This is a genomic window from Mesorhizobium onobrychidis, from assembly GCF_024707545.1.
Taxonomy (GTDB): Bacteria; Pseudomonadota; Alphaproteobacteria; order Rhizobiales; family Rhizobiaceae; genus Mesorhizobium; species Mesorhizobium onobrychidis.
Map to the genome: position 1 here is coordinate 1,823,669 of NZ_CP062229.1, position 21,281 is coordinate 1,844,949.

The 21,281-nt window shown below is 64.5% G+C and carries 19 protein-coding genes; 6 read left to right on the forward strand and 13 right to left on the reverse strand.

Annotated features, from left to right (window positions below; all coding sequences use genetic code 11):
• Positions 1–8: 8 nt before the first annotated feature.
• The 5 genes from IHQ72_RS08990 to IHQ72_RS09010 all read right to left on the reverse strand — a co-directional run bounded on the left by IHQ72_RS08990 (position 9) and on the right by IHQ72_RS09010 (position 5,719).
• Positions 9–947 (reverse strand): ABC transporter substrate-binding protein, encoded by a 939-nt coding sequence (locus IHQ72_RS08990; RefSeq protein WP_258122093.1) that lies wholly within the window; start codon positions 945–947, stop codon positions 9–11.
• 77 nt (positions 948–1,024) lie between these two features.
• On the reverse strand, positions 1,025–2,023 hold the full coding sequence (locus IHQ72_RS08995) for an ABC transporter permease subunit (RefSeq protein ID WP_258122094.1): 999 nt from the start codon (positions 2,021–2,023) through the stop codon (positions 1,025–1,027).
• Complete coding sequence (locus IHQ72_RS09000) at positions 2,020–3,564, reverse strand: sugar ABC transporter ATP-binding protein (RefSeq protein ID WP_258122095.1); 1,545 nt, start codon at positions 3,562–3,564, stop codon at positions 2,020–2,022. The genes IHQ72_RS08995 and IHQ72_RS09000 overlap by 4 nt, the downstream gene beginning before the upstream one ends.
• Positions 3,561–4,940: an FGGY-family carbohydrate kinase gene (locus IHQ72_RS09005; RefSeq protein WP_258122096.1), complete on the reverse strand. Its 1,380-nt coding sequence runs from the start codon at positions 4,938–4,940 to the stop codon at positions 3,561–3,563. Before IHQ72_RS09005 ends, IHQ72_RS09000 begins: the two co-directional genes overlap by 4 nt.
• Entirely contained in the window at positions 4,937–5,719 is a 783-nt protein-coding gene (locus tag IHQ72_RS09010) for a DeoR/GlpR family DNA-binding transcription regulator (RefSeq protein ID WP_258122097.1), read from the reverse strand. Before IHQ72_RS09010 ends, IHQ72_RS09005 begins: the two co-directional genes overlap by 4 nt.
• A gap of 199 nt (positions 5,720–5,918) precedes the next feature.
• Here IHQ72_RS09010 and IHQ72_RS09015 point away from each other — a divergent pair, with 199 nt between their 5' ends.
• From IHQ72_RS09015 to ggt, 4 genes are all read left to right on the forward strand, one after another.
• Complete coding sequence (locus IHQ72_RS09015; protein WP_258122098.1) at positions 5,919–6,962, forward strand: class II aldolase/adducin family protein; 1,044 nt, start codon at positions 5,919–5,921, stop codon at positions 6,960–6,962.
• A complete protein-coding gene (locus IHQ72_RS09020; RefSeq protein WP_258122099.1) occupies positions 6,946–8,250 on the forward strand; it encodes an FGGY-family carbohydrate kinase in 1,305 nt (434 codons plus the stop codon). Before IHQ72_RS09015 ends, IHQ72_RS09020 begins: the two co-directional genes overlap by 17 nt.
• Positions 8,247–9,101 (forward strand): TIGR01459 family HAD-type hydrolase, encoded by an 855-nt coding sequence (locus IHQ72_RS09025; RefSeq protein ID WP_258122100.1) that lies wholly within the window; start codon positions 8,247–8,249, stop codon positions 9,099–9,101. The genes IHQ72_RS09020 and IHQ72_RS09025 overlap by 4 nt, the downstream gene beginning before the upstream one ends.
• Before the next feature lie 117 nt (positions 9,102–9,218).
• Positions 9,219–10,805: a gamma-glutamyltransferase gene (gene ggt / locus IHQ72_RS09030; RefSeq protein ID WP_258122101.1), complete on the forward strand. Its 1,587-nt coding sequence runs from the start codon at positions 9,219–9,221 to the stop codon at positions 10,803–10,805.
• On the opposite strand, the gene IHQ72_RS09035 is transcribed toward ggt, so the two are convergent.
• The 5 genes from IHQ72_RS09035 to IHQ72_RS09055 form a co-directional block, all read right to left on the reverse strand.
• Positions 10,799–11,602, reverse strand: coding sequence for an ABC transporter ATP-binding protein (locus IHQ72_RS09035; protein ID WP_258122102.1), 804 nt, complete (start codon positions 11,600–11,602; stop codon positions 10,799–10,801). The two genes, ggt and IHQ72_RS09035, sit on opposite strands and share 7 nt — an antisense overlap.
• The gene (locus tag IHQ72_RS09040; protein WP_258122103.1) at positions 11,599–12,453 is read right to left on the reverse strand and encodes an ABC transporter ATP-binding protein; all 855 of its coding nucleotides are present in this window, start codon (positions 12,451–12,453) and stop codon (positions 11,599–11,601) included. Before IHQ72_RS09040 ends, IHQ72_RS09035 begins: the two co-directional genes overlap by 4 nt.
• Positions 12,450–13,280 carry an ABC transporter permease gene (locus IHQ72_RS09045; protein ID WP_258122104.1) on the reverse strand — a complete coding sequence of 277 codons (831 nt, stop codon included), beginning with the start codon at positions 13,278–13,280 and terminating at the stop codon, positions 12,450–12,452. Before IHQ72_RS09045 ends, IHQ72_RS09040 begins: the two co-directional genes overlap by 4 nt.
• On the reverse strand, positions 13,277–14,263 hold the full coding sequence (locus tag IHQ72_RS09050; RefSeq protein WP_258122105.1) for an ABC transporter permease: 987 nt from the start codon (positions 14,261–14,263) through the stop codon (positions 13,277–13,279). The genes IHQ72_RS09045 and IHQ72_RS09050 overlap by 4 nt, the downstream gene beginning before the upstream one ends.
• A gap of 275 nt (positions 14,264–14,538) precedes the next feature.
• Positions 14,539–16,149 carry an ABC transporter substrate-binding protein gene (locus IHQ72_RS09055; RefSeq protein WP_258122106.1) on the reverse strand — a complete coding sequence of 537 codons (1,611 nt, stop codon included), beginning with the start codon at positions 16,147–16,149 and terminating at the stop codon, positions 14,539–14,541.
• A gap of 270 nt (positions 16,150–16,419) precedes the next feature.
• Between IHQ72_RS09055 and IHQ72_RS09060 the strand changes: the two genes are divergently transcribed.
• Entirely contained in the window at positions 16,420–17,610 is a 1,191-nt protein-coding gene (locus tag IHQ72_RS09060; protein WP_258122107.1) for a M24 family metallopeptidase, read from the forward strand.
• Positions 17,611–17,711: 101 nt separating this feature from the next.
• On the opposite strand, the gene IHQ72_RS09065 is transcribed toward IHQ72_RS09060, so the two are convergent.
• The 3 genes from IHQ72_RS09065 to IHQ72_RS09075 are packed head-to-tail and all read right to left on the reverse strand — an operon-like array spanning position 17,712 to position 20,207.
• Complete coding sequence (locus IHQ72_RS09065) at positions 17,712–18,131, reverse strand: cupin domain-containing protein (protein WP_258122108.1); 420 nt, start codon at positions 18,129–18,131, stop codon at positions 17,712–17,714.
• A 4-nt stretch (positions 18,132–18,135) separates the two neighbouring features.
• Positions 18,136–18,999, reverse strand: a complete 864-nt coding sequence (locus IHQ72_RS09070; protein WP_258122109.1) for a phosphoenolpyruvate hydrolase family protein — start codon at positions 18,997–18,999, stop codon at positions 18,136–18,138.
• An 11-nt stretch (positions 19,000–19,010) separates the two neighbouring features.
• On the reverse strand, positions 19,011–20,207 hold the full coding sequence (locus tag IHQ72_RS09075) for a Tm-1-like ATP-binding domain-containing protein (RefSeq protein WP_258122110.1): 1,197 nt from the start codon (positions 20,205–20,207) through the stop codon (positions 19,011–19,013).
• A 113-nt stretch (positions 20,208–20,320) separates the two neighbouring features.
• Here IHQ72_RS09075 and IHQ72_RS09080 point away from each other — a divergent pair, with 113 nt between their 5' ends.
• Positions 20,321–21,004: a TetR/AcrR family transcriptional regulator gene (locus IHQ72_RS09080; RefSeq protein ID WP_258122111.1), complete on the forward strand. Its 684-nt coding sequence runs from the start codon at positions 20,321–20,323 to the stop codon at positions 21,002–21,004.
• Positions 21,005–21,281: the final 277 nt, after the last annotated feature.

Genomic DNA, 21,281 nt, shown 5'->3' on the forward strand with positions numbered 1-21,281 from the left:
GCTCTAAGCTAGCGGGCCGCGGTCCAGCCCTTGTAGTCCTTCAGGTTCTCGGCCGTGATCAGCTGCGGGTCGAGCAGCACCGTCGCCTCGGCCGGCTTTTTGCCGGCAAGCACTTCGGCCGCCATCTGCAGCGACTGGCCAGCCATCACATAGGGGTCCTGCGAGGCCGAGGCCTTGATCATCGACGTGCCGGAAGAGAGTTCCTTCTCGATGTCGGGCGCGCCGTCGACCGCGGTGAAGATGAACTCCGAGCGGTTGAGCTGCTTGGCCGCAAGCTGGGCACCGATCGCCGTCGGATCGTTGATGGCGAACACCGCGTCGATCTTGTCGAAGCGGGTCAGCAGCGACTGGAAGACCTTCAGGCCGCCGTCGCGCGAGCCTTCGGCATTCTGGTCGTCGGAGAGGATCTTGATGTCCGGGTGCTTCGCAAGCACGTCCTTGCAGCCCTTCACCCGCTCCAGGATCGACGACGATGCCGGGCCGTTCAGGATGACGTAGTCGCCCTTGCCGCCGGTATGGTCGATCAGATACTGGCAGGCCGCTTCGCCAGCCTTGACGTTGTTGGTCATCACGGTGACGTCGGCGCCCGGCGCCGAAACGTCGAACGCGGCAACCACGATGCCCGCCGCTTGCGCCTTCTTCACCGCCGGTGCGATCGCCTTGGCATCGACGGCGTTGAGCATGATCACGTCGACGCCGGCGGCGATGAACGAGTCGACCTGCGAGACCTGCTTGTTGAGGTCGTAGTCGGCCGACACCGACGTCACCTCGACATTCGGGTTGATCTTCCTGGCGGCGTCCTCGATGCCCTTGATCGTGGCGACGAAGAACGGGTTGCCGAGCAGGCCGACCGAGATGCCGACCTTGTTCAGATCCTTGGCCGAAGCCGGTGCGATGGCAACGGCCGCAAGGGCAACGCCGCAGAGCAGTTTAGCGATGGTCTTCATTGTTTTCCTCCTGATGCCCCGCGCCTCTCACGGTGCGTTACATGAAACCGGTCGTTGACGCCGGCGACTAAGGTCAATCACGTTCTTGCTCCTGCCTGGAGCCTGTAGCGGTCGAGGGCGACCGCCACGATGATGACCAATCCCTTGATGATGTACTGCCAGATGTCGGAAACACCGGCCAAGATCAGCCCGTTGGAGAGCACCGCTATGATCAGGCCGCCGATCAGCGTGCCCCAGATCGAGCCGACGCCGCCGACGAAGCTGGTGCCGCCGAGAATGACCGCGGCGATGGCGTCGAGTTCGTAGGACTGCCCAAGCTGCAGCCCGTTGGCGGCATAGAGCCGGGCCGCCGACATGGCGCCGCCAAGACCGGCCAGAAGGCCTGAAACGCCATAGACGAAGAGCAGCACCAGCGGCACCTTGATGCCGGTGAGGCGGGCGGCCTCGGCATTGCCGCCGACGGCATAGATCCAGGTGCCGAGCACGGTGCGCTTGAGCACCAGCCAGGACAGCACCACGACCGACAGAGCGATGATGACCAGCCAGGGGATGCCGAACAGCGAACCGTTGCCGATGAAGTCGAACGGCAGGTCCGAGTTGAACACCGTGGTGTCCTGGCCGAGCAGGCGGGCGACGCCGCGCACGGCGGTCAGCGAACCCAGCGTAACGATGAAGGGCGGCAGCTTGATATAGGCGACGAGCAGCCCGTTGATGACGCCGAAGCCGAGGCCGACCAGAATGGCCGCCGGCACGCCGAGTATGCCCCACTCCGGCACCAGCGACACCATCACCGCCACCATCGCCGATGCGGCAAGGATCGAGCCGACGGACAGGTCGATGCCGCCGGTCAGGATTACGAAGGTCATGCCGGCCGCAAGGACGATGTTGATCGACGACTGCTGCGTGACGATCAACAGGTTGGTCTCGGTGAGGAAGCGCGGGTTCATGATCTGGAAGCCGGCCGCCAAAAGGATCAGGACCGGCAGCATGCCAAGGGCGGCGAAGGCGGTGCGCAGCCGCCGGCTCCTGCCGACAGCCTGGTCGCCCGCGCTCATCTCGGTTGCCTTGTCGGTCATCCCTTGGCCGCTCCCGTTGCAAGTTCCATGATTGCCTCCTGACTGAGCGGCTGGCCTTCGGATGCCGTCACCTCGCCAGCGATAGTGCCGTCGCGCATCACCAGCACGCGGTCGGCGACGCCGATCACCTCCGGCAGTTCGCTGGAGATCATCAGGATGGCGATGCCCTTCTTGGCGAGATCGTCGATCAGCCGGTAGATTTCCGACTTCGCCCCGACATCGACGCCGCGCGTCGGTTCGTCGAGGATGAGGACCCGCGGTTCGGTTTCGAGCAGGCGGGCGAGCAGCACCTTCTGCTGGTTGCCGCCCGACAGCGAGCCGGCATTGGCCTGCACCGACCTGGTGCGGATGGAGAGCTCGGAAACGGCCTTGGCGGCGCGCCTTTCGGCCGTCGCGAAGTCGCGCAAGCCTCCGGCCTGCGCATCCCTTGCGAGCACGCCCATGCTGATATTGTCGGAAATCGACATGTCGAGGAACAGGCCGAGTTCCTTGCGGTCTTCGGTAAGATAGGCAATGCCGGCGTCCAGCGCCTCGCGCGGCGAGCCGATGGCTATCGGCTTGGCGTCGAGTTCCAGCGTGCCTGATGTGTGCCTGTCGGCGCCGAAGATCAGCCGTGCGAGCTCAGTGCGGCCCGAACCGACAAGGCCAGCCAGCGCCAGCACTTCGCCCTTGTGCAGGTCGAAGGAACAGTCCTTCAGGAGATTGCCATCCGACATGCCGCGCACCGACAATGCGATCGCTCGGTTGCTGTCCGGCGGGCGGTGATCTTTTTTGTAGAAGGCGGACAGGTCACGGCCGACCATCATCGAAACGAGGCGCGAGGCGTTCAGATCGGCGCGATCGAGCGTGCCGACATAGCCGCTGTCGCGGAGCACGCTGACGCGGTCGGCAAGCTGGTAGACCTCTTCCATGCGGTGGCTGATGTAGATGATGGCGATGCCCTGCGACTTCAGCGTCGCAATGACCTCGAACAGCCTGTCCGTCTCGCGCGAGGTCAGCGAGGTGGTCGGCTCGTCCATGACGATGATGCGCGCGCTGGTCGACAACGCGCGAGCGATCTCGACCATCTGGCGCTCGCCGAGCGACAGGCTGGAGACAAGGGCGCGCGCCGAGAAGGAGACGCCGAGCCGCGCGATGATTTCCTTGGCGCGCCGGTTGCACTGGTCGCGGTCGACGATGCCGAACCGTCTCGGCTCGTTGCCGAGGAAGATGTTCTGCGCGACCGTCAGGTTGGGCGCCAGCGACAGCTCCTGATAGATGACCGCGATGCCGTTGGCGCGTGCCTTGATCGGGTCGCCGGTCGCGACCGGCGCGCCGTCGATCAAGATGTCGCCGCCGGGATCTGGCCGATAGGCGCCGGACAGCACCTTCATCAGCGTCGACTTGCCGGCGCCGTTTTCTCCCATCAGCGCGTGCAGTTCGCCGGCGTGCACAGTCAGCGACACATCCTGCAAGGCGCGGATCGGGCCGAACGTCTTGGAGATGTGCCGCATCTCCAGCACCGGCTGGCGCACTGTTTCGATTCGGGCAGCGGCGGTCATCGCGCGCCTCCCGCTGCCGCACCAACGATGCCTCGGTCGGCGGAAAGGCCGCGCCAGCTGTCGCGATAGCCGGCAAGCCCGGTGAAGCTTGAAGCACGAACAGGCTCCGGCGCCTCGGCGGCAAATTCGCGTCCAACACTCTCGAAAGCGAGAGCCGCCGCTCCAGTGGCGCTGCCCTCCAGCGTGGCGCCCTGCATGAAGGCTTGGCCGGGACGCAGCTGCGCCAGCAGGCTAGCGAGCAGGCCGCCACTGTTCAGCCCGCCATCGACGATTATGGTGTTGTTCGAATAGATCAGTTCGAGACACAGATCGACCATCAGCGCGACATAGAGCAGCGCTACGGCTGCGCGTTCCTCCGCGGTGGGTGCGCGCCCGATCAGTTCGCCGGGATGGCCAGGCATCGGTCCACCTGGCGCGAAGCTCGGCAGCGCCATGATGCCGGCGTCGATCACCTGCTGTACTGTGGAGCGGGCGATTGCGCCCTGCCAGCCGGCGCTGATCGTCGCGAATTCACGGCCGCCCATGAAGCGGATGGTCGGCACCGGGCCACCGTCGACATCGACATTGACCAGCATGTCGCGATCGCGATCGAGCGCGTCGAGCGGGCAGTCCGGATTGAGAACAACCACCCAGGTGCCGGTCGAGACGACAGTGACCGGCCCAAGCTCCTGGCGGCGATAGGCATGGAGCGCCGCATTGCTGTCATGGACACCGTTGTGGATGGCGATCGGCCGCGCCGCCTCGCCGAAGCGCTGCTCGCCGATCACCGCGCCGGCACGCTCGAAGGCGGGCATCTGGCCGCGCCATCCTTCGGCGTCAACCAGCGAGGAGAAATCGCGCTTGCGCGGCGCCCACAGATGCGAGTGGCAGCCGAGATAGGACACCTCCGACACCGCCCGGCCGCCAAAGCGCCAGCTCCAGTATTGCGGATAGCCGAGAATCGATTTCGCGGCAGCGTACGCGCTCGGCTGCACCGTCTTCAGCCACAGCATGTGGCGACCATAGTTGAAGCCGAGCGGCAGATGGGGCGAGAAGGTCTCGGCAAAATCCGGAATGCGGCGATCGATCTGCGCGGCAATCTCGGCCGGCGGCTCTTGCTCGTAATCGAGGATCGGATGCGTTAGCGCTGCATCGTCAATCAAGGCAAAGGTGCAGCCATGGCCCGAAACCATCAGCCTCTCTATGCCATTGATATCGACCGCCTCGCCGACGGCGCGAGCCGCCCAATCGTGAAGCGCTGCCTCATCGAGCACGCTGAAGCCGCCTTTGCGCGTCCAGTTCGGCTGGGTTCGGCGCTCGTCGAGGATCTGCCCGTTCTGATCGAAGACGAACAGCTTCGAGTTGGTCTTGCCGAAGTCGAGGACGGCCACTTTCACTGGACGGCTCCCGAGGAAGAGGCGATCCGCACCATGACGCCGGCGTCCTCCAGCATGCGCGCGTCGGCATCGGAGAGGCCGTCGTCGGTCACCAGCGTGCCGATGCGCGACAAGGGCAGCGCCACGTTGCGCGCATGGATCGACAGTTTGCGGCTGTCGGCCAGCACGACGATCTGGTCGGCGCAGAGGCTGAGTTCGACGATGGAGCGGACCAGCAGCGGATGCGATTCCAGCACGCCCTCCGGGCCGATGCCTTGCGCGCCAAGAAAGAACTTCGATGCGTAGAAAGACACCGTCTGGGTGAGCGAATGAATGATGCCAGGCTCGCGATGAAGTTCACCCCCGGCAACTGTTAGGCTGCAATGGCCGTGGTCGCTCAAATAGGCGATGAGCGGCATGGAGTTGGTGTAGAGCCGGATGTTGCGGTCGGCGAGCTTGGCGCCGAGATGGAAACAGGTCGAACCGCCATGCACGATGACGGCGTCGCCATCGCGCACCATGGTCGCAGCGAGAGCGGCGATCTGCCGCTTGGCCTCGACCGCGAGGTCGCGGTTCTCGTCGTAAGGCCGAGCATAGGCAACGCCTGCCTGCGAAGCGCCATCGAGTGCCGAGATGCCGCCATAGACCTTCCGTGCTTCGCCGGCCTCGTCGATCTTGTCGATATCGCGCCGCACCGTCGCAGCCGATACGCCGAGCCGCTCCTGCAGCTCACGCACCGAGGCGAAGGGGCGATCCCGCAACAGCTCGACGATCTGACGCTGGCGGCCGGAGTCGCTCAACGGATACCCTCCCGAAATGCCATTTTGCCACGGCAATTGGTGCAACTTACTCAACGCGGATCAGATTGCAAGCTCGATTTGATGGGATAAGATCACTATTGACGTAACTTACTCGCATCTGCGATACCAGCGTCACTCGTTATCCCGGCTACGGGATATCCAAGGCCGTGGCACGCGGCCGGTTTGTGAAGGAGTTTCGATGGCAATCAATGCGGATGCGCAGGAATTGGCTGCGTTGCGGTCGCTTTCGGCCAATATCGGGCGCGACCCGCATTTGACCCAGGCCGCGGGCGGCAACACTTCGCTGAAAGCCGGCGACACGCTCTGGATCAAGGCTTCGGGTACCTGGCTGAAGGATGCGCTCGCCGAAGACATCATGGTTCCGGTGGCGATCCCCCCGCTGCTCAGGGCTGTCGAACAGCGCGACCCGGCCGCCGATCAGCCACAGGCCTTCGCCATCGAGGCGCTCAATGCCCGCAAGCTGCGTCCTTCGATCGAGACCACGGTTCATGCGCTGATGCCGCAGCGCGTCGTTCTGCATGTCCACTGCGTCGACACCATTTCGCTTTCCGTGCAGGCCGACTGCGAGGCTCAAGTTACCAAGCGCCTCGATGGCCTCGAATGGGCGTATGTTCCCTATCGCCGGCCTGGCCTGCCGCTCGCCCAGGGCATTGCCGAGCGCCTTCGGCCTGGGGTCGATGTCCTGATCCTTGCCAATCACGGCCTGGTCGTCGCAGCCGAGACCGTCGCCGGCGCCGAGGCGCTGCTGCGCCGCGTCACAGGGCTGCTGGCGCGGCCGCCCCGTAAGGTGGCGGAGCCCAACCTTGTCGCATTGACGGCGCTCATCGGACGCACCGGCTACAGGTTGCCGGCGGATGTCGAAGCACATGCCACCGCGATCGACCCGGAAAGCTGCCGCATGGCGTCGGGGGGCAGCCTCTATCCGGATCACGTCATCTTTCTCGGCCAGGGGTCGGTCGTGGCGAGGCCCGGCGAGGACGTGAAGCGTGTCACCGAACGGTGCGGCACGGCACCGGTGGCAATCCTGTTTCCGGGGCTTGGCGTGCTGATGCGCGGCGACGCCGGCGGCGGCGCCGATGCCATGCAACGCTGCCTCGCCGACGTGACGGCGCGGGTCGACGGCGCGGCGAAGCTGAACTATCTGACCGCCGCCGAGAACGACGAACTGATCAACTGGGACGCCGAGCAGTATCGCCAGAAACTCAATGCAGCTGGCGGCTGACATGGCGCTTTCGGTCGGTCCGCTTTCGATAGGCATCGATATCGGCACGTCGGGTGCGCGCGCCGTCGCCATGCGCCCGGACTTTTCGATTGCCGCGCGTTCCGCCGTGCCACTCGACAGATTTGGCCAGAACGCCCGCGACCCCTCAGTGTGGTGGCCAGCGGTCGGCGCGGCGCTGACGGAACTGCTTTCGGGCATCGATCGCGCGGCGGTCCGGTCGATCGCCGTCGACGGCACTTCGGGCACGCTCCTGCCGGTCGACGGCGCCGGCCGGCCGCTGGCCGAGCCGTTGATGTACAACGACAAGGTCGACGACGACGCCATTCTGGCCGTGATCGCGCGCGAGGCGCCGGCAGCGAGCGCAGCACGTGGGGCGACGTCCGGTCTCGCCAAGGCGCTGTGGTTCCAGCGCCAGCCCGGGGTCGCCGCGGTGCTGCATCAGGCCGACTGGATCGCGGGAAAGTTCTCCGGCCGCTTCGATATCAGCGACGAGAACAATGCCCTGAAAACCGGCTACGACATCGAGGCGCGGCGTTGGCCGGACTGGATCGCGGCGACCGGCATGCGCATGGAATTTCTTCCTCGTGTCGTCAAGCCGGGCGACGTCACGGGAACGCTCACCGCGAGCGCAGCGGACCTGTTCGGCCTGGCGCGCGACGTCGCCGTGGTCGCTGGGACGACCGATGGCTGCGCGTCGTTCCTGGCGACGGGCGCTGCGGCAGTTGGCGACGGCGTCACCGCGCTGGGGTCCTCGCTGACCCTCAAAATCCTCTCCGACCGGCCGATCTCGGCGCCGCAGTTCGGCATCTATAGCCATCGGTTGGGAGATGCCTATCTGGCGGGTGGTGCGTCGAATTCGGGGGGCAAGGTTCTGGCGCAGCATTTCTCGCTCGGGCGCATCATCGAGCTGAGTGCGGCCATAGACCCCATGACGGAGACCGGCCTCGACTATTATCCGCTTCCCGCGGTCGGCGAACGCTTTCCGATCGCCGATCCTGCTATGCCGCCACGTCTGACGCCGCGGCCTGCGGACGACGCCGACTATCTGAAAGCGATGTTGGAGGGCATTGCCGAGATCGAGGCGCTCGGCTATCGCCGGCTTGCCGAGCTCGGCGCGCCTCGGCTGCTCTCGGTGAGAAGTGTCGGCGGCGGTGCGGCAAATCCCGCCTGGACCGCGATCCGGCAGCGCAAGCTGGGCGTCGGTTTTCTGCCGGCGCTTTCGGATGAGGCGGCCGCCGGCACGGCGCGGCTGGCGCTGATAGGCGCAATCGAAGCGGGGCTTTTGTGAGCACGAAAACAGTTGAACATCTCGACGGCATCGGAGCGCTGGTTGAGCGCTATCAGGTGTTCTTGCTCGATCAGTTCGGCGTGCTGCACGATGGTACAAATCCCTATCCGGGCGCCGTGGAGGCATTGTCGGCGCTGAAGCGGGCAGGCAGCACGATCGTGCTGGTCTCGAACTCCGGCAGGCGGGCGCGGCCCAACGAGGCCCGGTTGCTGAAGCTCGGCTTCGAACCAGGAAGCTGGGATCAATTTGTCTCTTCCGGCGAGATCGCGTGGCGGTCCTTTCACGAAATGGCGGTGTCCGGAACGCTGCGCCCAAACACAAAGTGCCTGCTGATCAGCCGCGAAGGCGACCGCTCGGCGATTGAAGGCCTGCCTTTCGCGTTGACCAGCGACGGCGACGATGCCGAGTTGGTGCTGATCGCCGCCAGCGAGGGCGATCGCTTCGACATCGATCACTATCGCAGGCTTTTTGCACCGGCAGCAGCGCGGCAGGTGCCCTGCTTCTGCACCAATCCCGACAAGATCATGCTGACGGCGGTGGGGCCCCGCTTTGGCGCCGGTCAGCTTGCGGATCTCTACGAGAGCCTCGGCGGCAGCGTCACCCGCATCGGCAAGCCCTACGCCCCGATCTTCGATGCCGCGCTGGCGCTGGCGGGCAACCCGGACCGCAGCAGCGTGGTCTGTGTCGGCGACAGCATCGAACACGATGTCGCCGGTGGAATTGGTGCCGGCGTGGCGACTGCGCTGGTCTTGTCCGGAATATTGGCAGACACCCCTGACCTGGCCGAGCTTTTCGACAGTCTGGACGCCTACCCCGATTACACCACGGATGTTTTCAAATTCGCTGATTGAGGCCGGCAGTTTCCCGGGGTCAGACGCTGCCACGGTGATCGTGCTGATTTCGGTGGCGCAGCCCTTTGGGTGCCGGTGCCAGTTCACATCTGGTTGGTTGGAGGCTATTGGTCCTGCATGCGTGATTTTCAACTCCCCGGTCGGTCGCCGGTTCGTGCGACGGAAGCGATGGCCGCGACATCGCACCCGCTGGCGACACTGGCGGCGGTCGAGATGCTGCGGTCCGGCGGCAATGCAATGGACGCAGCCGTGTGCGCGGCGGCGGTGCAGGCGGTCGTCGAGCCGCAATCGACCGGTATCGGCGGCGACTGTTTCGTCCTCTACTGTCCCAACGGCCAAGGCGAGGTTCTGGCCTTCAACGGCTCCGGCCGCGCACCTGCAGCAGCGACGGCTGAGTGGTATCTGGACAGGGGGCATGACGAACTGCCTGAGTCCGGTCCGCACGCAGTCACCGTGCCGGGCGCCATCGACGCCTGGTGCCGGCTGCTCGAGGATCACGGCAGAAAGGGCATCGACGCCGCGCTCGCACCCGCCATACGTTACGCCGAACAGGGCTACGTCGTCCAAGACCGTGTCGCCTTCGACTGGGCTGAAAGTGCTGCCTTGCTGGCCGCCGACGAACATGCCGCGCGGATTTTTCTGCCGGATGGAAAGGCGCCGCTGGCCGGCGAGCTGCACCGGCAGCCGCAACTGGCCGACACCTTGCGCCTCGTCTCGCGCCGCGGTCGAGCCGGCTTCTATGAAGGCGAGGTCGCCGACGACATGGTGTCGCGTCTGCGTGCTCTCGGTGGGCTGCATGCGTTCGAGGATTTTGCGGCCACGAAGGGCGACTATGTCAGGCCGGTCGGCACATCCTACCGGGGCTACGACATCCATCAGATGCCGCCGAACAACCAAGGGCTGACGGCACTGATCATGCTGAATGTGCTGTCGGGCTTTTCGCTCGGCTCGCTGGAGCCGAACGGCGCCGAGCGCTTTCACCTCGAGATCGAGGCGGGGCGGCTTGCCTATCAGGACCGCGACAATTTGATCGGCGATCAGAACCAAGTCCATGTTCCCGTGCAGCAGTTGTTGTCTAGATCCCATGCGGACCAGCTTCGCGCCGCGATCGATCCGGCGCGCGCGATGACGCATCTGCCGCGCCTTGAGCTTCAGCCGAGCGATACCGTCTACATCTCGGTGGTCGACCGTGACCGTAATGCAGTCAGCTTCATCAACTCGACCTTTTATTCGTTCGGCAGCGGGGTGGTCGGCCCCAAGAGCGGTGTCGTCCTGCAGAATCGCGGCAGCAGCTTCCGCCTGGCGGCGGACCACCCAAATCGCATCGCACCGGGAAAACGCCCGATGCACACCATCATGCCGGGGATGGTGACAGCCAAGGGCCGGGCGGTCATGCCGTTCGGGGTGATGGGCGGCGGCTACCAGCCGTTCGGCCATGTCCACCTGCTCACCAACATGATCGATTTCGGCATGGACCCGCAGGAGGCGCTGGATGCGCCACGTGTGTTTTACAGACAGAACACTGTGGAGGCGGAGCGTGGCGTTCCGGCCGATGCAATCGCCGGCCTGCGTGAGCGCGGCCATCAGTTGTCCATCGCGACCGAGCCGCAAGGCGGCGGCCAGCTGGTGCTGATCGACTGGGAGAGGGGTACGCTTACCGGCGCGTCCGATCCACGCAAGGATGGTTGCGCGCTGGGTTACTGACGATCGGCCGCGCCCTGCGTGCTGGTCCTGTTCAGTTTTGGCGCTGCCGCCACCAACGCCTTGCCGATCGCCGACTGCGGGGCACCGATGACCGCACGGGCGTTGCCGCTCTCGGCGACGCGGCCGGCATCCAAAATGACGACACGATGGGCGATGGCGCTGATAACGCCAAGATCATGCGAAATGAATAGATAGGCGATCCGTTCCTCGCGCTGCAGATCGAGCAGCAACTGCAGGATCTGCCGGCGCACCGATACGTCGAGCGCTGACACCGCCTCATCGAGCACGATCAGCGACGGGTTTGTGGCGATGGCGCGAGCAATCGCTATGCGCTGGCGCTGGCCGCCCGAGATCTCGTGGATGGCGCGGCCGGCGAGATCAGCGCTCAGGCCGACGCGCTCAAGCAAGGCAGCGATGCGGCGCGGGCGTTCTGATCGGGTTGCGATGCCATGGATGCGCAGCGGATCGTCGAGCACGCGCGCCACGGTGGCGCGTGGGTTGAAGGCGGCGAGCGGGTCCTGGAATACCATTTGCAAACGAGCGCGCCGGGCGCGCAAGGCGGCGCCGTTCAGGGACAGGAAATCGCCGCCTTCGAAGTCGATACGGCCGGCGTCCGGTTCGACCAGCCGCAGCACCAGTCGCGCGATCGTCGACTTGCCGCTGCCGGAAGGCCCGGCCAGCGCCAGCGTCTCGCCGGGCTCGATGTGAAAGGAGACATTATCGACGGCGGCGAGGGTCTTGCCGCCGGGACGATATCGTTTGGTCAGGCCGGAAACGGCCAGCAATGGACTGCTCACCGCGATGCTCCTGCCTGCTGCAGCAGCGGTTCGGCGTCGAGGCCGAGATGAGCGTCGAGCAGCGCTCTTGTGTAGGCGTGGCGCGGGGTAGCGACGATCTGCGCCGTCGCGCCGAATTCGACCAACTCGCCGTGCCGGAATACGGCGATGCGCTCGGCCAGCTCGGCGGCCAGCGCGATGTCATGGCTGACGAACAGCAGCGTCATGCCGTCCTCGGCTACCAATTGCCGGATCAGCGCGACGATCTCGGCCTGCACGATGGTGTCCAGAGCGCTGGTCGCCTCGTCGGCGATCAGCAGCTTCGGACCGGCCGCGATCGCTGCGGCGATCGCCACGCGCTGTTTTTGGCCACCGGAAAGCTGGTGCGGGTAGGCGTGCAAAGCGGCGTCCGGGTCGGGCAGGCGGACGCGTTCAAGCAGAGTTTTTGCCTTGGCATAGGATTGCGACCAAGTAAGGCCGAGATGCGTGTGCGCGACTTCCGCGACCTGCTCGCCGACCGCCATTACCGGATCGAGGCTGGCCGAGGGGTCCTGGAAGACGAAGCCGATGTCGCGGCCACCGAGTGGACTGTGGCTGGGTTTGGCGGCGGATTTTAGAGGCCTGTGTTCTGTGGCACCCGAAGATGGCGGCGACTGCAAAAACCAATCGATACGGCCGTCAATCCTGGCGGAAGCCGGCAGCAGCCCGGCAACGGCCAGCGCCAGCGTGCTCTTGCCCGAACCGCTCTCGCCGATGACGGCGAAGCATTCGCCGGTGGCGATATCGAGGCTGAGCTGTTTCAGCGCCGCCACCTCGCTGCCGTCGCGGCGGTAGGTCACCGTCAAATCGTGGATCGAAAGCAGCGCCGTCACGACAGGCTCCTTCTCACCGCCGTCGTCTCGACGACGCCTTCGCCGGCGAGGTAGACGCCGAGCACTGTCAGCACGAGTGCTACGCCTGGAATGATCGACAGGAAGGGCGCGGTGCGCAGCACGGCGCGACCTTCGGCGATCATGCCGCCCCAGGTCACGCGGTTGGGGTCGCCGAGGCCGAGAAACGAAAGTGCCGCCTCGGTGAGGATTGCCGCGGCGACGATCACCGACGACAATGCCAGCACCGGCGGCAATGCGTTGGGCAGTACTTCGCGAAAGGCGATCTCCAGCGGAGGCATGCCGATGACGCGGGCGCCGGCAACAAAATCGCGCTCGCGGATCGACAGCACTTCAGCGCGGGCAACACGCGCCGGCCCCGTCCAGGCGCCGAGCGCGATCGCCGTGACGACGACGCCGAGCGATGGCCCGACGACGCTGACGAAGGCCAGCGCCAACAGGAAGCTCGGCACGGTCTGGAAGGCGTCGGTGATGCGCATCAGCACCTCGTCGACGAGGCCGACGGCAAAGCCCGCCAGCGTGCCGACTATTGCGCCGACGGCAAGGGCTGCGGCTGCCGCCGCCAGCCCGACCGCCAAGGAGGTACGGGCGCCGTGGAGAAGCTCGGCCAGCACGTCACGGCCGAGCCGGTCGGTGCCGAGCGGCAGCGACCAGTCCTGAAATGGCGGCAGCAGCGCCGGCCCGGCAATAGCCTGCGGATCGCCGGGAAAGAATAGCGACGCCGATAGCGCCATGGCGAACAGCGCTACCAGAATGATCGCGCCGGCGATCGCTTCCGGCGTGCGAAGAAAGCGGCGAAGCGGGCTCACGCGCTGGTCTCGCTGGCGCCGACGCGCGGATCGAGGAAAGCGTAGGCGATATCGACGAGAAGGTTGATGATGATAACCAGAACGGCGCTGACGAGAATGATGCCGAGCAGCAGCGGCGTGTCGCGCGCCGCCACCGCCTCCTGCGCCAGCCGGCCAAGGCCGGGCACCGAAAAGACGCTTTCGATGACGACGCTGCCGCCGAGCATCTGCGCCGATTGCAGGCCGAGCATGGTGACCAACGGCAACAGCGCGTTGCGGGCGACGTGGGCGAGCACGATGCGGCGGCGGGAAAGCCCCTTGGCGCGGGCGGCGAGCACAAAATCCTGCCGCCAGACCTCGGCCATGCCGGCGCGCATCATGCGCAGATAGAGTGCCAGATAGATGAAGCCGAGTGCGGACACCGGCAGGATGAGATGGCGGGCGATATCGGCCGCGCGCTCGAGGCCGGTCTTGCCCGACGCGATGCTCTCGATGCCGCCGATCGGAAACCAGCGCAGGTCGACCGCAAAGATGATGATCAGCACCAACGCGAGCCAGAAGCCCGGTACCGCATAGAGCGCCAGCGAACCGATCGACAGGAAGCGGTCGCGAAAACTGCCGGGCCTGGCGCCGGCATAGATGCCGAGTGCCGAGCCGAGCCCGAAGGAGAGCGCGGTGGCGCTGCCCATCAACAGCAACGTGTTGGGCAGGCGTTCGAGGATGACGTCGCGGATCGGCCCCGAGAAGGTGACCGACTGGCCGAGGTCGAGATGCAGCAGCGCCCAGAGGTAGTTCGCCAGCCGCGTCAACGCCGACTGGTCGAGGCCCCAACGATGGCGCAGCAATTCGATCATGCCGGCGTCGCCGCCGGTCGAGACGATATAGGCGTCGACCGCGTCGCCGGGGGCGGCTTCCAGCAAAAGGAAAGTGCCGATCACGACAATCAGCAGCACGAAGACGCTGCCGACGAGGCGACGGCGAAGGAGGATGAGGGCGCGATTCATGGCGCAGGTTGCTTGTTGCTGTGGCCATAGAGAGATGCGCTGCGCCTAGGCACCCCCCTCTGTCCTGCCGGACATCTCCCCCTCAAGGGGGGAGATTGGCCGTCACATGCCGTGGTGCCAATCGCAAACATTGCTGAGGGAAATGCCGGCGCCAAGGCAAGCCAATCTCCCCCCTTGAGGGGGAGATGTCCGGCAGGACAGAGGGGGGTATCGTCGAGCACGGACATTACCAACTTCACCTATTGGCGAAGGTCAATCGCTATTCACCCACGGCTTCACCCCTCAAGCCAAGTGTCCGCCCAGTTCGACACCGCCCAGCGCGGGTTGTTGGCGACATTCCCCACCGTGTCTCTGATAACGCTGATGAAGCTCCATTCGGCGATATTGATCAGCGGCAGGTCGGCCGCGACCTTTTTCTGAAACTCCTTGTAAAGTTCCGTCCGCGCGGCGGGGTCGAGCGTCTCGGACGCCTTGGCGATGAGGGCATCGAGTTCATCGTTCTTGTAGCCACCCTGGTTGGAGAAAGGCACGCCGTCGGGAATGCCGCTCTGCACCAGGATGGTGGTCGAAATCGCCGGATCGCCGCGGAACACCGGCGGCCCGACCGCAAGGTCGAAGGCGTGGTCGGTGTAGACCGCCTTGATATGCGCGGCCGAATCGTTGTTGACCAGCTGGGCGTCGATACCGATGGCGGCCAGCGCTTGGCGCAGATAGTCGCCGAACTGCTTGGTTTCGTTGAAGTAGGGCGCCGGCAGCAGCTTCAGCGAAAAGCGCTTGCCGTCGTCTCCCTTGCTGTAGCCGGCTTCGTCGAGCAAGGCGTTGGCCTTGGCCACGTCGAAGGCGTAGGTCGGCACATCGGCCGTATAGAATTGCGGATCGTTCTTCGGCACCGGGCCGGTGGCTGTCGCGGCGTAGCCGAGGAACACCGTCTTGACGACGAAATCCTTGTCGATGGCGTGGGCGATCGCCTGGCGCACCTTCAGGTCGGCCAGCTCCTTGCGGCGATGGTTGATCTCGACGACGAGCTGATAGGTCAGCCCCTCATAGCCCTTGGTGATCACCTTGAGGCCAGGCGCCTTGGAGATGCGGTCGAGATCGGCCAGCGGCACCGCGGAAAACGCGGCGAGCTGGATCTCTTCGGCCTCGAGCGCGCTTGCCGCCGAAGTGCGGTCGGGCAGCACCTGGTAGATGATCTCGTCGAGGTAAGGTTGGTCCTTACCCCAATAGTCCCCATTCTTCTCCAGCCGGTAATATTCGCCTGACTTGTGTTCGGCGAATTTGAACGGGCCGGTGCCGATCGGTGCGTTGTTGGCTGGGTTCTCTTCGATCTTTCCTGTCTCGTAGATGTGCTTCGGCATCACGCTGCTCAGCGCCGGCAAGGCGTTGCGGATCAGCTGGAACGGTGTCGGCTTGGCGAATTTGAAAACCGCCGTCAGTTCGTCCGGCGTGTCGACCGCCTCCAGTTCCTTGAAGACGGTGCGGCCGAGATTCTGCAGCGGCTTCCAGATTTGCAGCGCCGAGAATGCGACGTCGGCGGAGGTGAAGGGTTTGCCGTCATGCCATTTGACGCCCTCGCGCAATTTGAACGTCACCGACAGGCCATCGGCGGCGCCCTCCCAGCCTATCGCCAGGCGCGGGTCGAGCCCGTCCTTGCCGTCGAAGGACGCCTCGGCCAGCGTTTCCACGATCTTGCTCGAAATGAAGAACACGCCGTTGGAAGCGACGATCGCCGGGTTGAGGTTGCGCGGCTCGGAATCGGCGGCGACGACCAGCCGCCCGCCTTTCTTCGGTGTCTGTGCCCAGCCGATCGTTGGCAGCGCCGTCGAAGCCAGAAGCAAAGCCGACCCGGCAAGCACGGTGCGTCTGGAAATCGTGACATTTGACATGATCGAACTCCGTCCCTCTCAGCCACCCGGGCCAATACCCTCGGACGCCGGACGGCATCCTTGCAAGGGTGATTATGAGCCTTGCCGAGGGTTTCGCCAGAGACGGATTTGGCGCATCCTCATGTGGCTTTGAAAATTTCGTCCGCTGGACCAGTTACAGGGAAGCGGTTCAATCCGACCTTATCTGGTAGGACCAGACTTATCTAGTAGAACCAGACTGGGCACCGCCGGCGATCCGACCGGCCGGCCAGGGAATTCAGGGAGAGAAAGATGAACGTCGCCCCCGGTAAGAATGCCGTCAGCACCATCCCGTTCGACCACGCCAGGGTCGATCGGCTGATGGAGGAGGCCGGTATCGATGTGCTGCTCGCCACCTCCAAGCACAACACGCAATATCTGCTTGGCGGCTACAAGTTCATCTTCTTCGCCGCCATGGATGCGATCGGCCACAGCCGCTATTTGCCTGTTGTAGTTTACGAGAAGGGTGGGCCTGAGCATGCCGCCTATATCGGCAACCGCATGGAGGGCGCCGAGCACCAGAACAACCCGTTCTGGACGCCGACCTTGCACGCCGCCTGCTGGGGCACGCTCGACGCCGCCAATCTCGCGGTTGAGCACCTGACCAAAATCGGCAAGGGCAACGCCCGCATCGGCATCGAGCCGGCTTTCCTGCCGTCGGATGCCTACACGCTGATCCGCAAGGCGCTGCCGGACGCCAAGCTGATCGACGCGACTGATATGCTGGAGCGGATGCGAGCGATCAAGACGGATGCGGAACTGGAGAAGCTGCGCATCGCTTCCGAACTGATCACCGATTCCATGCTGGCGACCGTTCGCTGGGCGCGTGAAGGCACGACCAAGACCGAGATCATCGAGCAACTCAGGCGCGAGGAGACCAATCGCGGCGCGCATTTCGAATATTGCCTGCTGACGCTCGGCGCCAGCCACAACCGCGCCGCCTCGCCGCAGGCATGGAAGAAGGGCGAGGTGATGTCGATCGATTCCGGCGGCAATTATCACGGCTATATCGGCGACCTCTGTCGCATGGGCATTCTGGGCGAGCCGGATGCCGAACTCGAGGATCTATTGGCCGAAGTCGAGGCGGTGCAGCAGGCGGCCTTTTCCAAGGTACGCGCCGGCACGCTGGGTGGTGACATGATTTCCTACGCGGAAGGCGTGCTGAAGAAATCCAAGGTCGCGCCCTATACCGATTTCTTTGCCCACGGCATGGGGCTGATCACACATGAAGCGCCGTTCCTGATGACCAACCATCCGGTGACCTATGAAGGCACCTATGCCGAAAAGCCGCTGGAGAAAAACATGGTGCTCTCGGTCGAGACGACGATGCTTCACCCGACGCGCGGCTTCATCAAGCTGGAGGACACGGTGGCGGTCACCGAGACCGGTTACGCTATGTTCGGCGATCGGGGCAGGGGCTGGAACAGGGGCGGGGTGGCCTAAAGCGCGTCGCGTTTGAATGGATTCAATGCGACGCGATTTAAATTCTTGTCTTTATGCATGTCGTTATCGCAAAACCGCTGCGCACTTTTGCGCGACATGCATTAGCTGCCGCCCGGCGGCAGCAGCCTGAAATCCGGCAGGTCGCGCAGCGCCAGTTCCGGCCCGGCCGGCGAATAGACGACGAAGAGCTGCATGGGCGCATCGCCGGTGTTCAGCGTCGAATGGAAGCGGCTTTCCGGCACATAGATGGTGCAGCCGGGCCCGACCTTTGCAACGACCGGATTGCCGTCCTCGTCTTCGACCATCTGCTCGCCATTGCCTGATATGACGAAGATGATCTCTTCCGCACCCGGATGATTATGCCGCGTGTGGCCCTTGCCGGAGGGCAGGTCGACGACGCCGCCGGAAAAACGCGTTGCGCCGTTCACTTCGGGTGCCACCGTCAGCGACAGCCTGCCCCAGTCGAAGCCGAAGGCGCTGACATCCTTCGGATAGACAAACACCTTGCTTTTGTCGGTCATCGTCTCATCCCTTCTTTTTCTTCGCAGTCGTTTTGGCACCAAGCGTCACGGCCTTGAAATCGGCGGTCTGCCTGGCGATCGCCGCTTCCGCCGGCAGCCGCTCCATCGAACTGGCGCCGTAGAAACCGTGCAGGCCCTTGCAGCGTTCGAGGATGTACTGGGCATCGTCCGGCATCGAGATCGGGCCGCCATGGCAAAGCAAAATGATATCCTTGCGCACGATACGCGCCGCTTCAGCGATGGCGTCGATCTCCTTGACGCAGTCGTCCAGTGACTTGGCCGACGTCGCGCCGATCGAGCCGCCGGTGGTCACCCCCATATGGGCGACGACGATGTCGGCGCCGGCCTTGGTCATGGCGCGCGCCTCATCGGGGCTGAACACATAGGGCGTAGTCAGGAGGTCGAGCTCGTGTGCCGCGGCGATCATGTCGACTTCGAGCCCGAAGCCCATGCCGGTTTCTTCAAAACTCTGCCGCATCTGGCCGTCGAACAGGCCGATCGTCGGAAAGTTCTGCACGCCGGAAAAGCCCATCGTTTTCAGCTCGGCCAGCAGCAGCGGCATGATGACGAAGGGATCGGTGCCGTTGACGCCGGCCAGCACCGGCGTCTTCTTCACCACCGGCAGCACCTCATAGGCCATTTCCTTGACGATCTCGTTGGCGTTGCCATAGGCGAGCAGGCCGGCGGCCGAGCCGCGCCCGGCCATGCGGTAGCGGCCGGAATTGTAGATGATGATCAGGTCGATCCCGCCGGCCTCCTCGGCCTTGGCCGAAAGGCCGGTGCCGGCACCACCGCCGACGATCGGCACGCCGCCGGCAATCATCTTGCGGAACTTTTCCAGAACCTTCTTGCGTGGTATCGCGGCCATGGCTTCGTCTCTCACTTTCTGGTGATGTCGAGGAAAGCCGCAACCGCAGCCTTGGCGAATTCGGGGTCGTTGATGTGCAGTGGCAGGCGCGTCACTCGGCGCGTGTTATCCGGCATGATCGTACGTTCGATAGCCTCGAAGAGTGCTGCATCGGCTTCAGGGTCGAAGAAGGCGCCGCCTTCGATGTCGAGCGCCGAGACGCCCTTTTCGGGAATGAGAAACCGGACCGGTCCCTCGCAAAGGCTCAGTCTTGCACCGATCCATTCGCCGATCTTGCGGCTTTCGTCAGGGGTCGTGCGCATCAGCGTCACATTCGGATTGTGCTCGTAAAACAGCCGCCCGCTATAGCGTTGTGGAACGGTCGGTGGCGCCCAGAAATTCACCATATCGAGCGCGCCGACCGAGCCGACATAGGGCAGTTTCGTGCGGGCGATCGCGCCGAAGCGGTCTTCGGTCGCCGGCAGAACGCCGCCAAACAGGAGGTCGCAGACTTCTGTTGTCGTGATGTCGATGACGCCGGACAGCAAGCCGCTGTCGGCCAGCTTCTCCATGCTGCGGCCGCCGGTCCCGGTGGCGTGGAAGACTATGCAGTCATAGGTCGAACGAAGCTGCTCGGCGATGGAAGTCACGCATGGCGTTGTGACGCCGAACATGGTGAGGCCGATCGACGGTCTGCCGTCGGGTGGCGGCGGCGGTTTTGCAGCCATGCCTGCTATCGCCTGGGCGGCATTGTGCAGCACGACACGAGACAGCCGGTTCAGGCCGGCCATATCGGTCACCGACGGCATCATGACGATGTCGGAGACATCGACGTAAGGTGCGGTGTCGCCCGAGGCGAGCGTCGAGACCATGATCTTGGGCAGGCCGAGCGGCAGCGCGCGCATGCCTGATGTGATGATCGAAGTGCCGCCACCACCGCCGATGCCGATCACACCTGAAATATCGGTGCGCGATTGGACAAACCGGGTGAAGGCGATGGCCATTGCCGCCACCGCGGTGCCGCGATCGTCGCTGCCCAGCACGGCACTGCTGCCATCGGGATGATGGCCGGCGACCTCTTCGGCCGAGACATCGACCGGCACGGTCGCGTTGCGCGTTCCAACATCGACGCGGGCGACAGCAGCACCGGTGGCGGCGACCGCATCGGCAAGAAAGGCGAGTTCTTCACCCTTGGTGTCGGCGGTGCCCACCACATAGACGCGCTTCATTGCGTTTCCCCGGTTCTTGGCGCGCTCGGCGTCGCCGCCTGCCGCTCTTTGCCCGGCCGTTCGGCAGATCGAAAGGCCATTGCAATTTTTTGAGACGTGCGTATCATATTGACATGAATGTCTCACGTCAACCAGCGGCAGTGCCTGACGACGCCGGTTCTGGAGCAGCGCGCGGACCGCGCGCGCGCACAAGGCGGCTGATGCTGGAGACGGCAACAAGGCTGATGCAGGCGGGCGCCACGCCTTCGGTCAGCGAGGTCGCCGAAGCGGCGGAAGTCTCCCGCGCCACCGCCTATCGGTATTTTCCAAGCCAGGCGGCGCTGGTGCAGGCGGTGGTCGACGAAGGGCTGGGGCCGATCCTCACCTGGAAATCAGCCTCGGCCGATCCCGAGCGCCGCGTCGCCGAACTGTTCGACACGGCCATGCCACGCATCGAGGCCTTCGAGGCGACCTTCAAGGCGGCGCTGAAGCTGTCGCTCGACCAGTGGGCGCGACGGCAGGCCGGCACGCTGGGCGGCGAGCCGGCCTTTACGCGCGGCCATCGCGTCGATCTGCTCAAGGACGCGATCGCACCGCTCAAGAGCCGGCTGCCGCCACGCGAATTCAAGCGCCTGGCACAGGCCCTGTCGTTGACCTTCGGCGTCGAAGTGCTCATCGTACTGAAGGATATATGGGGGCTGGACAGCCGCAAGATGATGTCGGTAGCGCAATGGGCAGCCGGCGCCCTGGTACGGGCTGCAGTGATGGAATCGATGACCAGAGGAGATAGAAGCGCGCCGGCGACAGCTACGGAATAGCATCGATCTGGTTCGACCAGATGGGCATGTCGGCTACCGACAATGGTCGACGTGCCGTAGCGCGAAGAAGGCCTTGGCGTATCAAGGAGTAGGAAAATTTAAGAAAAACAGACAGATGTTGCTGGAATCTGCTTGTCTGAGGGCCTGCCATCGTCCAAGAAAGAGCTTGACGTGCGTCCGAAATTGGTAATACCAGATCAGGACAATATAGCAGGTTAAAAGTGAGGGCTGCGATCCATTTTCCGGCTGGGCGAGGAGGCTCAAAAACCGGAACGGC

Coding starts and splice junctions, on each gene's coding strand:
- IHQ72_RS08990 (WP_258122093.1), bottom strand. CDS start 947: ATGAAGACCATCGCTAAACTGCTCTGCGGCGTTGCCCTTGCGGCCGTT.
- IHQ72_RS08995 (WP_258122094.1), bottom strand. CDS start 2,023: ATGACCGACAAGGCAACCGAGATGAGCGCGGGCGACCAGGCTGTCGGC.
- IHQ72_RS09000 (WP_258122095.1), bottom strand. CDS start 3,564: ATGACCGCCGCTGCCCGAATCGAAACAGTGCGCCAGCCGGTGCTGGAG.
- IHQ72_RS09015 (WP_258122098.1), top strand. CDS start 5,919: ATGGCAATCAATGCGGATGCGCAGGAATTGGCTGCGTTGCGGTCGCTT.
- IHQ72_RS09020 (WP_258122099.1), top strand. CDS start 6,946: ATGCAGCTGGCGGCTGACATGGCGCTTTCGGTCGGTCCGCTTTCGATA.
- ggt (WP_258122101.1), top strand. CDS start 9,219: ATGCGTGATTTTCAACTCCCCGGTCGGTCGCCGGTTCGTGCGACGGAA.
- IHQ72_RS09050 (WP_258122105.1), bottom strand. CDS start 14,263: ATGAATCGCGCCCTCATCCTCCTTCGCCGTCGCCTCGTCGGCAGCGTC.
- IHQ72_RS09055 (WP_258122106.1), bottom strand. CDS start 16,149: ATGTCAAATGTCACGATTTCCAGACGCACCGTGCTTGCCGGGTCGGCT.
- IHQ72_RS09060 (WP_258122107.1), top strand. CDS start 16,420: ATGAACGTCGCCCCCGGTAAGAATGCCGTCAGCACCATCCCGTTCGAC.
- IHQ72_RS09065 (WP_258122108.1), bottom strand. CDS start 18,131: ATGACCGACAAAAGCAAGGTGTTTGTCTATCCGAAGGATGTCAGCGCC.
- IHQ72_RS09070 (WP_258122109.1), bottom strand. CDS start 18,999: ATGGCCGCGATACCACGCAAGAAGGTTCTGGAAAAGTTCCGCAAGATG.
- IHQ72_RS09075 (WP_258122110.1), bottom strand. CDS start 20,207: ATGAAGCGCGTCTATGTGGTGGGCACCGCCGACACCAAGGGTGAAGAA.
- IHQ72_RS09080 (WP_258122111.1), top strand. CDS start 20,321: ATGAATGTCTCACGTCAACCAGCGGCAGTGCCTGACGACGCCGGTTCT.